Raw genomic sequence first — 12,900 nt, 5'->3', positions numbered from 1 at the left:
CCTGAAAAGCGGTTCGAGAGCCTTGGTAATAGATACTTATTAAATCAGAGTATTTCCCTAGTGCTCCCATCACTTTCCTACGCAAGTCTTAACTCAACAGGTTCAAAGGGTCCGAATCATCGTCTCAGCCAAATGGCTCCCCTAGTGAAAAAGATAATATTTAATTTACGCATTTAGCATAGCACAAGTTGCCAAGAACGTACATGACCAATCAAAAATATGCCAAAACTGTACGACCTAATTAAAGTTATAGCGATCAGCTACTAGCAACACGACCGAACCAATCACCGGCACGAAAATGGCGCCCGCAATCATTTCAAAAATACCATTAAAACCGACGACGACTTGTAACAACCAAGCCACTGAAGCCCCCCCGGCTGGAATACCCGTAAATGTGGTATGCATCACATTGAACCCAATCCAAGTCGACAAGACCACCAAGGCCGTATTAATCAACGCGGCCAATGCCCCTAGCCCCGCCAAGAAAATAGGACGCCGGGCAGTTTGACGGTTTTTAACGAAACGCCAATATAACCAACCAATGATCAAGCCAACTGCCATCCGTGGCACAATCGCCGTAATGGGATTACGAAACATCAACGCCCCCAGCGAGACGCCCGCAGCCCAAGCATTGTAAAAGGAGTAACTGCCCCAAATAAAACCTAAAAACAGACCGGTCTTTGGTCCGAGTATCATCGCGCCGATGGCCACCGTATAGGTAATGATTGTCACAGAAACCAACGGATTAATTGGCAGATTCCCTAACCAAGGTACCATGGCCTGTAATAGAATAATTGCAATAAATAATGCGGTTAACACCAAGTGACGTACTGATTGTGTCTTTTTCAAATTCCTATCCTCGTATTCTAAAAAATAGACGCAATACCCACTTCTATTTTAACTGAATTATTACCTTGTGACCATATCGAAAAGAGTCGTCTGACCAATTCCCCAGCAATAAAAAATATCGCCCGAGCAAGCTGCTCCTGGCGATATTCATCATCAGTACCTATTTATTAACGTCTAGTCTGACCCTGATCACGATGGCTTAGTCATTCAAACCGTAGTTGTAATCATCATCTTCCATGACTTCCAATTGCCCCAAGCGGTACCCATTACCAACTTGTGAAAAGAAATCATGATTTGAAGTCGTCGTTGAAATACCATTCATCACGATTGGGTTCACATCCTCGGCGCCATCAGGGAACAACGGATCTTGCCCTAAATTCATTAATGCCTTATTCGCATTGTATCGAATGAAGGTCAAAACGGATTCAGTCCAACCGACGCCATCGTATAGTTCGTGCGTGTACTTTTCTTCATTCGCATAAAGTTCCATCAACAAATCATACATCCACATCTTCAACTTGTCTTGCTCGGTTTCGGGTAGTTCGTTGAAGCCCAGTTGGAACTTGTAACCAATATAAGTCCCGTGGACCGACTCGTCACGCAAAATCAGCTTAATAATTTCGGCCACGTTGTTCAGTTTGTTGTGGCCAAGATAGTACAATGGCGTGTAGAAACCAGAATAGAACAAAAATGTTTCGAGAAAGACTGACGCAATTTTCTTTTGCAGATCAGTTCCTGTTTGGTAAATATTGTTAATCCGTTGCGCTTTAAATTGCAGGTAATCATCAGAACCCGTCCAGTTAAAAATCTCTTCAATCTCAGCTGGTGAATTTAAGGTTTCAAAAATCGATGAATATGACTTAGCATGCACCGATTCCATGAATTCGATATTATTCAGGACAGCTTCTTCGTGCTGGGTCCGCACTGCGGCCTTCAATGATGACATACCATCTTGTGATTGTAATGTATCAAGCAATGTCAAGCCACCAAACACATGCCCAACAAGGTAGTGTTCGCCATCTGTCATCTTACGCCAATCATCTAAATCATTTGATAGCGGAATACGCGTATCCAACCAAAATTGTTCTGTTAATTTTTCCCAAGTTGCTTTATCAATTCGGTCCTCAATATCATTCCAATTGATTGCAATATACTTATCCGTCATCGGTTGCTCTCCATCTATTTCCTTTAAAATTATTACTTTATTACATATTAATATGACAATAAGGAGATAGGAAGCCCCATCTCCTTATTTGCGTGACTACATGCCAATGAGATGACTAACTCAATTAAATTGAGCAGCTTTCACATTCATTAACACCCATTTCTTGTTCATCATCGGTGTAAGTACGGACATAGTATACTGACTTAATCTTCTTGTGATATGCGTACATCCGCAAAATATTCAAATCTCGCGTCGTCATTTTGTCCGTCCGACCATTCTTCCACTCGTACAAACCTTCAGGAATTGATGAGCGCATGAATAGTGTCAGAGCCATCCCCTGATCGATATGCTCTTGGGCCGTGGCGTAAACATCAATGACGCGTCGCATATCCATATCATACGCTGATTGGTAATATGGCAGAGTATCATTGCTCAAATATGGTGCGGGATAGTAGATCTTACCAATCTTCTTTTCTTGTCGCTCCTCAATCTTGTTAATGATTGGGTGCAATGACGCCGTCGCATCGTTAATATATGAAATTGAGCCGGTTGGTGCAATGGCCATCCGGTATGCATTGTATAAGCCATACGTACGGACTGAGGCCATCAATTCTGACCAGTCATACACTGTTGGCACAGCATGCTTGGCAAAGATTTCCTTGACCTTTGGTGTCTTGGGACCCCAATCTTGCGCCAGGTACTTATCAAAGTATGAACCATCAGCATAAGCTGACTTTTCAAATTCATAGAACGTTTCCTTGCGTTCCTTGGCAATTTTGTTTGAAGCCTTTAAGGTGTAGTAGTTTAACATCATGAAGTAGACATTCGTAAAGTCCAAAGCTTCTTCATCGCCGTAGTGCATGTGGTTCTTCGCAAAGAAGCCGGCCAATCCCATGGCACCCAGTCCGATGGCATGCATTTCACGATTCCCTTGTTCAACTGAGGGTACAATATCTAGCTTTGAGTTATCGGAAACAAATGATAATGCCCGAACCATGGCGTCAACTGAGGTCTCAAAATCGTCAGTCTCCATCATGTTAACCACGTTAGTCGAACCAAGGTTACATGAAATATCGGCACCCATCTTGATATAGTTTTGCATGTTACCAATCTCAGAGGCCCGTTGAATTTGTAAAATTTCAGAACAGAGATTTGATGACACCACTTTACCATGAACTGGATTAGCCGCGTTCACTGTATCAAGATTGATAATATATGGGTAACCTGATTCTTGTTGCATCTTTGAAATTTCATTTTCTAAATCACGTGCCCGAATCTTGTACTTCTTAATCCGGTGATCGGCCACCATGTTGTCATATTCTTTAGTAAGGTCAATATAATTGAATGGCTCACCATAAACTTGTTCAACATCATATGGTGAGAACAAGAACATATCAGCATTCATGCGGATCAAGTCATAGAACTTGTCGGGCACTGTCAACCCAAGTGACAGGGTTTTCACACGAATTTTTTCGTCGGCGTTTTCTTTCTTAGTTGAAAGGAAGCCCATAATATCTGGATGGAAGACGGATAAGTAGACCACACCAGCCCCTTGCCGTTGCCCCATTTGATTTGAGTAAGTAAATGAGTCTTCCAATAACTTCATCACTGGCACAACACCTGAAGCCGCGTTGGCAATCCCCTTAATGGGGGCACCTGCTTCGCGCAAGTTACTCAAGTTGATACCCACACCACCACCAATCTTTGACAATTGCAAAGCAGAATTAATGGTACGACCGATTGAATTCATATCATCAGTCGCTTGGAGGACGAAACAAGAAACCAATTCACCACGGCGAGAACGACCAGCATTCAGGAAGGAAGGCGTTGCAGGTTGGTAACGTTGATGAATCATTTCATCAGCCAGTTGTAAGGCCAATTTTTCATTACCGTTACCATAAAACAATGCATTCATGGCCACCCGATCGATGTAGTTTTCAATGTAAAACTGACTATCATTGGTCTTAATGGCATATTGAGCGTAAAACTTATAGGCAGCCATAAATGACTTAAAGTGGAAATCTTGGACCTTTAAGTAGTCATACAAACGCTCGATAAACTCAAACCGGTAGCGATTGACCATATCAGCATCGACAAAATCGTTTTCAATCAGGTAATCGAACCGCGCCCGTAAATTATCAAATTGCAAGGTATTTGGATCCACATTTTCACGAATGAACGCTGCCAAGGCTTCCTGGTCCTTATCTAGTTGGATACTATTGTTCTTTGGGATATTCAATTCATTATTCAAATCAAAATAAGTCACATTATCTTGATCAATCGTTGTTAAAGCCATCGTCACGTCCTCCGCATTCTACCAAATGACGAACAATCTTCGTCATATCAGCCATTTATCTTCATATATTTCATTGTTAGCAAATAGCTAAAACTGATGTTTAGTATAATCATAAAAATAACACAATGCAAGGTCTTGACGACAAATAATTTTAGTGCATAAACGCCTTAAAATAGCCATTTACCGCGTCATATGGGCATTTCAATCGCTATGTTACAAATACATTAATGTAACAGAACGTTATTTATAAAACGTAACATAAAAATCATTGCACTCGCTAATAAACCCGTGTAAGGTAATAGTATTCATTCGTTAATTACGCCATTTTGTAATTGATGGAAATTTAACCAATTTAGGAAGTTGCCTCATGAAAATTCGCCTACTCTACATTTCAGTCTCTGGTAATACTCGTCATTTCGTCACTAATCTAGCCACCTACGGTAATGAAATCGGCGACTACGAGTTTGAACCTGTCGAAATTTCTGATGCCAGCGTCGATAATATCGAAACTGATCCTTTCTTCGTCTTCGTACCAACCTATTTAGATGGCGGTAATGGTATTCACTCTGGCGTCAAAGAAATCATGACGAATGCGCTTTCCGATCAAATTGACTTTAATCGTGGTTCACAAAAACTCCTTGGAGTTGTGGGCTCTGGTAACAAAAACTTTAACGCGCAATACATTTTGACAGCCCGGCGATATGCCGTTGAGTTTCATGCACCCATGATTGCCGAATATGAATTACGTGGTACAAACCGTGATCTAGAGCGCGTCTATGCTCACATGACGCATCGCATCAAAGAATACCTAGCTGAGCATACCCCAAGTCCATCTGATTTACGGCTAGTGCGTTTAGCGGACCATGTCCAAGGTGAAGGTGTGCTCATTGACGATACGCACCATTTGGTATCACAGATTTTGGTGCCCGACCTTCATGATTGCAGCGAACTCACTCAGATCACTGAGGTCGTTCACCCTGAAGAAGTCTACTCAGCGCAAGGCAATTTAATCTCTGTTCAACACTATTGGCTCTGGCCAGTTCAAGGCAAGAAACTTGCCTTTCCAGCTGCTGCCTTGACCCATGAGGTAGTTAGCGATTAGTCTGCGCCCTTCAATACAGCAAAAGGGCAGTCATTCCGAATGGAGTGACTGCCCTTTTTTGCATGTGACAAAAAGCTTAACGCTTACGTTTCTTTTTATTTTTTTGAATTTGGCGTGCCATGCGCTTCATGGCCATTTGTTGCACCTTTTGGCCCAAGCCACCACCATTACCACCCATACCTGGCATGCCTGGTAAGCCGCCCATGCCTGGCATACCGCCACCCATGGCATTCATCATTTGTTCCATTTGACCAGTATCGCCATTCATGACCTTACTCATCATGGTCTTCATTTGGTTGAATTGCTTCAACATGCGATTCACTTCCTCAACTGGACGACCAGCACCAGCTGCCAAACGACGCTTACGTGATGGCCGCTTCAGCAATTCAGGATCTTCGCGTTCAGCCGGGGTCATTGACATGACCACCGCCTTAATGTGCGCGATGTCCTTTGGATCCACCTTCAGGTTCTTTAAGGCAGGATTATTAGCCATCCCCGGAATCATCTTCATCAGGTCTTCAATTGGCCCCATGTTTTGCACTTGTTCCATTTGCTCAATAAAATCATTAAAGTCGAAGGTGTTTTGTCGCATCTTCTCCATTTGGACTTCGGCTTGCTTTTCATCAAAGTCCTTTTGGGCCTTTTCAATCAATGTGAGCAAGTCACCCATCCCGAGGATACGTGAGGCCATACGATCTGGATAAAAAATATCCAAATCAGTCATCTTTTCACCTTGACCGACAAACTTGATTGGCTTGCCTGTCACGGCACGAATTGATAAGGCCGCACCACCACGGGTGTCACCATCCAACTTTGTCAAAACGACACCAGTAATATCCAAACGGCCATTAAATCCTTCAGCCGTTTCAACCGCGTTTTGACCGGTCATTGCATCGACAACCAACAAAATTTCATCAGGTTGGGCAATTTCTTTGACATCAACCAATTCTTGCATCAACGCTTCGTCAATTTGTAAACGCCCTGCGGCATCGATAAAGACATAGTCTGCCTTTAATTCTGCGGCCTTAGCCATCCCTTGACGGACGATCTCACGCGGGTTGACATCGGTACCCATTTCAAAAACAGGCACATCAATTTGTTCACCCAAAGTTTTTAATTGGTCAATGGCGGCTGGTCGGTAAACGTCGGCCGCAATCATCAATGGACGGGCGTTTTGCTCGTTCTTTAACTTCAAGGCCAACTTACCAGCTGTGGTCGTCTTACCAGCACCCTGTAACCCAACCATCATAATCACCGTTGGAATCTTAGGTGATTTGTTCAGAGGTACATCTGATTCACCCATCATTGCCGTCAATTCTTCATTAACAATTGAAACAATCTGTTGGGCTGGATTCAAGCCATCCAGTACCTTAGCACCGGCTGCCCGTTCGCGCACATTGCGTACAAAATCTTTGACGACGTTAAAATTAACGTCGGCTTCAAGCAACGCTACCCGAATCTCACGCATCGTTTCACGCAAATCTGCATCTGTTACCTTACCCTTGCGACGCAAACCACTCAAGGCGTTTTGGAGACGCTCAGTTAGTCCTTCGAAAGCCATTTTAGGTCCTCACTACTCTTCTTCTAATGTTTCTAGTTTATATGCTAATTGTGCCAATTCATTGTCACCACGGTAATGTTGGGCAATATATTGACTCAAGGCTGCGGCTGCGGCAGTGCGTTTCAAATAGTCCGCATACAGCTGCAACTTGGTCTCGTAATCTTCCAATAGTTGCGTACTCCGCTTGACGTTATCATACACGGCCTGGCGTGAAACCTCAAATTCTTCCGCAATTTCCCCCAATGAGAAATCATCGGCATAGTATAATTCCAAATAATCCGCTTGCTTGGCGGTCAGTAATGGTCGATAAAAATCAAACAACGCATTTAACCGCGTATTTTTTTCTAACTCCATCTTAATTCTCCAATAAATCGCCGAATAAACTCTTGGCGAAATCATCGGCAGCAAATGGTTGCAAATCACCGACTTGCTCACCCAAACCAACCCACTTCACTGGGAGGTGTAATTCGTTACGAATTGGCAGGACAATCCCACCCTTGGCTGTCCCATCCAACTTTGTTAACACAATCCCGGTAACATCCGTCGAATTTTTAAACAATTTGGCTTGTTGCAATGCGTTTTGGCCAGTGGTTGCATCCAATACTAACAACACTTCACTGGGTTCATTGGGCAATTCACGTGAGATGATGCGCTTCATCTTTTCTAATTCCTGCATCAAATTCACGTTATTTTGCAAACGACCCGCTGTATCAACAAACAAGATATCAGCTTGTTGAGCAATCGCCGCCCGAACACCATCATAAACGACTGAAGCTGGGTCAGCTTTTGCAGCACCCGCAATCACTTCAACACCGTCACGCTTGCCCCATTCTTGTAATTGTTGCGTGGCACCGGCTCTAAAAGTATCGGCGGCTGCTAACAGCACCTTCTTACCCTCACCCTTATAGCGTGCGGCCAACTTACCAATCGTTGTTGTCTTACCAACCCCGTTGACTCCAACGAACAAGATAACCGTCGGACCTGCAGGCGCAAAATGCATCGAAGCATCTTCCCCAATTCCCTGGGTTTGATAATGTGCAACGAGTTTTTCAACCACCAACCGGGAGACTTCATCACGTGATTTGGCATTTTCAAGTTTTGCCTCTTGCCGTAATTCTTCGGTTAACTTAAAGGCCGTTTCAGCCCCAACATCAGCTTTAATTAAGGTCTCTTCTAAATCCTCAAAGAAATCTTCATCGACTGAACGGAAGTTGGCCATAAATTCATTCCAACGTTGTGACCAAGTTTTACGCGTTTTTGTGAGACCAGTGGCTAAATTAGTGGCTGAGGTCACTTCAGTGACCTCAGCTGCTGCACTTGGGTTAGTTGCTTCTTGATCAGTGGCTGCGGTCACAGGCGCATCTCGCACCGGTAACTCAATTGGCACAGCCAACCCTGGTCGTGGCGTCAAAGTTTCAACGATGATTGGCTCTGGCGTCACGACCGTTTCAATGACACGTGGTTGCAAGACCTCGACAACCACAGCTGGTTGTGTATTTTCACCTGTAAAAATTTTCTTTAATGAATTAAATAATCCCATCTTCATTCCTCACTTATGTTGTTGCAACATAGTTTTCAAGGTTCACCGAAACCATCGTTGAAACACCTGGTTCTTGCATGGTCACCCCGTATAATACATCCGCATTTACCATTGTACCCTTACGATGCGTAATCACAATGAACTGCGTCCGATCATTCACTTCATGCAAATAATGCGCGAATCGATCCACATTCGCTTCATCCAAAGCTGCTTCAGTTTCGTCCAATACCGCAAAAGGCACTGGTCGGACCTCTAGGATAGCAAATAACAAGCTAATCGCCGTTAATGCTTTTTCACCACCAGACAGTAATGACATTTGTTGGAATTTCTTACCCGGCGGTTGGGCCTTGATATCCACACCAGTCGCGAGGAGATGATCTGGGTCAGTTAATTCTAGAACAGCTTGTCCGCCGCCAAACATCTTTTGAAAAATCGTGGCAAAATGGGTGGCAATGTGATCAAACGTCGTTTTGAAACGCATTTCAACTTCTGCATCCATTTCAGACATCGTTTCGCGTAAATTAGCTTGGGCCGCTAACAAATCCGTTTGTTGCTGGGTCAAAAAATCATAACGTGCCTTAACCTCAGTATACTCGTCAATCGCCGCCAAGTTAACCGTGCCAATATCAGCTAACGTCAACTTAAGCAATTTCAATTGGGTTCGTAAAGCCGCCAAATCCACGCTAGTTTGGCCGGCCTGGGCCGCTTCATACGTGAGAGCGTAGTTCTCACTCAGGGCACGTTCCATTTGTTGAATCTGAGTCCGTACTTCTGCTTGCCGGGCCGACAAGTCGTTTAGACTGGTCAGTGTCTCACGTTGGTTTGCTTGTGCACTAGTCACCTGAACTTCCATGACCGTAATTTGTTCCGTCATGGTTGTTAATTGCGTTTGCAACACCTCCAAACGCGTTTGAGCTGTTGTTAGCTCCTCCTCAACCGCTGTTAATTGTTGCTGTAACTTCGCTTGGACATTGCTTGGGTTCGTATTCAGACTCGCTAATTGCGATTGCAAATCGGCTAAGCGCGTTTCTTCGCTTGCGATTTGCTCCAAAACATCTTGATACCGGACTTGCAGCGCTTCGCGATTTGCAGTCAAGCCAGCCACCTGCGTTTTTAACTCGGTCAAGTGATTGTCGGCTTCGTTAACGTGCGTAATCAACACCGCCCGTTGATCATTCAATGTGTTTAATTGTCCCTGCAACTGGTCAACGGTGACCTGCGCATTTGCCAGTGTCGCCGCATTATCGGCCACCTCGGCCTCATGTGATTCACTGCCATTCGTTGACTGTCTGAGTTCATAGTTTAACGCCTCGTATTCACGTTCAGTTTGCGCCAGGGTGTTGCCTGCCAAGCTCAAATCGGCAGCGATCTGTTGAGCTTCACTAGTCACCGACACCACCAGATTTTGTTGGGTCGTATATGCTTCAGTCGCTCGAGTTAACTGGGCATCCAAGTCCTGCACTTTTGCTTCCAATTGTGTGGCACTACGTTTGGATGCAGCTAACGTTTTTTCAAGGCTCTCAAGTTCCGTCTGTTGTGACAACAACCCATTTCCTGAATTGCGCGCTGCACCACCAGTCATCGAACCACCGGCGTTCATCACCTGACCATCCAAGGTCACCAGCCGGACGCGGTGTTGCATCGCTTGTCCAATTTGAACGGCATGGTCTAGATTATCAACGATGACGGTCACGCCAAGGAGATTACTAATGATATCCGTATAGGCAGGTTCGGTGGTCACTAATGTGCTGGCGACACCGATAAATCCTGGTAGTTGTTGCATTTGCTGCAATTGGGTTGGCGGTAGCTGGCGGGCTTTAATCGTTGATAGTGGTAGAAAGGTCACCCGGCCTAAGCGATGTTGCGTCAAATACTTGATTGCTGCTTGGGCAGTGGCTTCCTGATCAACTACCACTTGTTGTAAGGCACCTCCCAAAGCTGTTTCAATCGCTAAGGCGTAGTTTTGTTCCACGCTAATCAACTCAGCAACGACACCTCGAATACCGGCAAACTGACTCTTTGCGTTCATTAAATGTTTGACGCCCTGGTAGAACCCGTCGTAGTTATTGGCCACCCGCTGGAGAGCTTGCAATCGTGAAGTCACTTTCTCGACATTTGCTAACGCATCCAACCAGACGGTCCGTGCCTCCTTGTGCTGGGCGGTCAGCGTCTGGCCAGCCGCCTGCTGTTGTAACAATTCATTTTGAATCATTGTTAACCGATCATCGATAACGGTCTTTTTTTGCGTGAGTTCCTCAATCATCGCCGTTTGGGTCACCCGTTTTTCATTCAAACTACTTAATCGGATGGCTAAACGATTCGCCGCCGCATCATTTTGTTGATACGTTTTGGCCAGATAGGCTTGCTCATTCTTAGCTGAAGTCAAGGCCTGCATCGCGTCAACGAGTTGATTACGGATGTCAGTAATCGCCTCCTCGTTCAGCGTTAACTTTTGCCGTGGGTGTTGCTCGGCTTGTTTAGTTAACTCACTTTGCAATGTTTCCAACTGTTCGGTAGCCTGCGTCATCTCAGCTTGCCGGGCTACTCGGTGACTGGTCAACTCAGCTAAGCGCTTATTAACGCGGCTCATTTGCTGATGCAAATCTTGGCTGACTGATGACCGGTTCGCGGCTCGTTCAACCGCCAACTTCTGTTCACCGGTTAACCGTTCGACTTGCTGTGTTAAAGTTAAAATTTTTTGATTAAAATGATCGCGTTGATTTTCTAAATCCGCCCGTTCAACTTTGAAGTGATTCAAGGTTTGCATTTGCTCAGCTAACTGCGCGTTTTCTCGTTGACTAGCAGCCTCCGCCATTTGTACTTGCTGGCTAACAGTGGCCTGTTGGGAGTAGGCATCCGTCAATTCAACCACCAACCGCATTTGATCCAGACGGTCATATTCATTTTTGGCATTGACATAATCTTGTGCCCGCGCGGCTTGTTCTGCCAACGGTTCCACCCGTCCTTCGAGTTCATATAAGATATCTTGAACCCGCTGTAAATTACCAACCGTGGTGGTTAACTCTTTCTCGGCTTTTTCCTTGCTTTGCTTGTACTTAAACACACCCGCCACATCTTCAATAATGCTCCGACGCTCTTCTGGCTTGGCGGAGAAAATGCGTTCCACCCGTCCTTGTGAAATGATGGAAAAACTCTCACGCCCTAATCCGGAATCCATAAATAATTCATGAATATCGCGCAAACGGACAACTTTGCCATTCAGCTGGTATTTTGACTCACCATTGCGATATAACGTACGGGCAATTTGAATTTCATTAAAGTCTGAGTTTAAATAGTGGTCAGTATTATCAAAGGTGATGATCACTTCAGCCCGATTCAATGGTGCACGAAGATCGGTACCACCAAAAATGACATCGACCATCTTATCACCGCGTAACCCCTTAGCTGAAGTCTCGCCCATCACCCAGCGAATCGCTTCAATAATATTCGATTTTCCAGACCCATTGGGGCCGACGACACCTGTGATACCAGGCATAAAGTCGATTTTTGTGCGATTAGCGAACGATTTAAAGCCGCTGATTTCTAATGTCTTTAACTTCATGTGCGTATCCTAAACTACTATTTCTGCAAAGCCTCGAATGCGATGCGGGCAGCCGCTTTCTCGGCCTCCTTAATTGAATGCCCCGTACCGCGGGCTAATTCATCACCGTTCAACGAGACGGAAGCAGTAAATATCTGGGTATTGTTTTCTTCGGCAACTTCATCCAAAGTTTCATAAACAATCTTAACAGCCCCATTTTTTTGTAAGAATTCTTGTAACTTTGACTTGTAATCAACGAACTGTTGAAAGAAGCCACTATCAACCTTGGCAAACAAGGTCTGTTCCAAAAAGTCCATCACGGCTTGTTGGCCTTGATCAAGATACAACGCACCGATAAAAGCTTCCCATAAGTCTTCAAGGAGTGAATCCCGCATGCGGGCGCCTGATAACTCTTCACCACGACCTAATTGAACATACTTATCAAGATGTAACTCGCGTGACAAAGCTGCAAATGAACGGGTTTGGACCATCATGATACGCAACTCTGTCAATCGACCTTCATCCCAATCTGGGTAGCGCTTGAATAAATAAACCGCCGTTGATTGTTGCATCACCGCGTCACCTAAAAACTCCAACCGTTGGTAATCATGACCGGTATAATTTGGATGCTCATTGATATAATTTGCTTGGGTTAATGCTTCTTCTAATAAGGCGACGTCATTAAAATGAATGCCATATCTATCCGCAATTTCTGTTTGTAAGTTAGCGAACATTATCTCTCCTCTTTTTATACGTATTAACTTCTATTATATCAAATTTAAAGGCCTTTGTATGTGGGTTTCCTCGTAGGGTTACGCCAGCACAGGTGCATTGATCTTGTCTGGC

Annotated in this window: 9 protein-coding genes and 1 riboswitch; of the genes, 1 reads left to right on the top strand and 8 read right to left on the bottom strand. The window is 44.5% G+C overall.

From position 1 onward, the window contains the following. Positions 1-57: 57 nt before the first annotated feature. Positions 58-153: riboswitch (TPP riboswitch) on the bottom strand. A gap of 84 nt (positions 154-237) precedes the next feature. The 3 genes from WSWS_RS01720 to nrdE all read right to left on the bottom strand — a co-directional run bounded on the left by WSWS_RS01720 (position 238) and on the right by nrdE (position 4,310). Beyond that, entirely contained in the window at positions 238-849 is a 612-nt protein-coding gene (locus WSWS_RS01720; protein WP_070229642.1) for an ECF transporter S component, read from the bottom strand. A 199-nt stretch (positions 850-1,048) separates the two neighbouring features. Next, positions 1,049-2,014, bottom strand: coding sequence for a class 1b ribonucleoside-diphosphate reductase subunit beta (gene nrdF, locus WSWS_RS01715; RefSeq protein WP_070229641.1), 966 nt, complete (start codon positions 2,012-2,014; stop codon positions 1,049-1,051). Positions 2,015-2,138: 124 nt separating this feature from the next. After that, positions 2,139-4,310: a class 1b ribonucleoside-diphosphate reductase subunit alpha gene (gene nrdE, locus WSWS_RS01710; protein WP_070229640.1), complete on the bottom strand. Its 2,172-nt coding sequence runs from the start codon at positions 4,308-4,310 to the stop codon at positions 2,139-2,141. Positions 4,311-4,677: 367 nt separating this feature from the next. Here nrdE and WSWS_RS08310 point away from each other — a divergent pair, with 367 nt between their 5' ends. Beyond that, on the top strand, positions 4,678-5,412 hold the full coding sequence (locus tag WSWS_RS08310; protein ID WP_114981448.1) for a class Ib ribonucleoside-diphosphate reductase assembly flavoprotein NrdI: 735 nt from the start codon (positions 4,678-4,680) through the stop codon (positions 5,410-5,412). Between the two features lie 76 nt (positions 5,413-5,488). Here WSWS_RS08310 and ffh read toward each other — a convergent pair whose 3' ends face one another. Genes ffh through rnc form a run of 5 tightly spaced genes read right to left on the bottom strand, consistent with a single transcriptional unit; the run spans position 5,489 to position 12,788 of the window. Next, positions 5,489-6,973: a signal recognition particle protein gene (ffh, locus tag WSWS_RS01700; protein WP_070229639.1), complete on the bottom strand. Its 1,485-nt coding sequence runs from the start codon at positions 6,971-6,973 to the stop codon at positions 5,489-5,491. Positions 6,974-6,985: 12 nt separating this feature from the next. Further along, positions 6,986-7,327, bottom strand: coding sequence for a putative DNA-binding protein (locus WSWS_RS01695; protein WP_070229638.1), 342 nt, complete (start codon positions 7,325-7,327; stop codon positions 6,986-6,988). Position 7,328: 1 nt separating this feature from the next. Further along, a complete protein-coding gene (ftsY, locus tag WSWS_RS01690) occupies positions 7,329-8,513 on the bottom strand; it encodes a signal recognition particle-docking protein FtsY (RefSeq protein WP_114981446.1) in 1,185 nt (394 codons plus the stop codon). 13 nt (positions 8,514-8,526) lie between these two features. Continuing rightward, a complete protein-coding gene (gene smc / locus WSWS_RS01685) occupies positions 8,527-12,075 on the bottom strand; it encodes a chromosome segregation protein SMC (RefSeq protein WP_070229637.1) in 3,549 nt (1,182 codons plus the stop codon). A gap of 17 nt (positions 12,076-12,092) precedes the next feature. Beyond that, a complete protein-coding gene (gene rnc, locus WSWS_RS01680; protein WP_070229636.1) occupies positions 12,093-12,788 on the bottom strand; it encodes a ribonuclease III in 696 nt (231 codons plus the stop codon). Positions 12,789-12,900 lie beyond the last annotated feature (112 nt).

The sequence above is a fragment of the Weissella soli genome (assembly GCF_001761545.1).
GTDB lineage: Bacteria > Bacillota > Bacilli > Lactobacillales > Lactobacillaceae > Weissella > Weissella soli.
This window is presented reverse-complemented; position numbering and strand designations above follow the sequence as displayed.

Coding starts and splice junctions, on each gene's coding strand:
- nrdF (WP_070229641.1), bottom strand. CDS start 2,014: ATGACGGATAAGTATATTGCAATCAATTGGAATGATATTGAGGACCGA.
- ftsY (WP_114981446.1), bottom strand. CDS start 8,513: ATGGGATTATTTAATTCATTAAAGAAAATTTTTACAGGTGAAAATACA.
- smc (WP_070229637.1), bottom strand. CDS start 12,075: ATGAAGTTAAAGACATTAGAAATCAGCGGCTTTAAATCGTTCGCTAAT.
- WSWS_RS08310 (WP_114981448.1), top strand. CDS start 4,678: ATGAAAATTCGCCTACTCTACATTTCAGTCTCTGGTAATACTCGTCAT.
- WSWS_RS01695 (WP_070229638.1), bottom strand. CDS start 7,327: ATGGAGTTAGAAAAAAATACGCGGTTAAATGCGTTGTTTGATTTTTAT.
- nrdE (WP_070229640.1), bottom strand. CDS start 4,310: ATGGCTTTAACAACGATTGATCAAGATAATGTGACTTATTTTGATTTG.
- ffh (WP_070229639.1), bottom strand. CDS start 6,973: ATGGCTTTCGAAGGACTAACTGAGCGTCTCCAAAACGCCTTGAGTGGT.
- rnc (WP_070229636.1), bottom strand. CDS start 12,788: ATGTTCGCTAACTTACAAACAGAAATTGCGGATAGATATGGCATTCAT.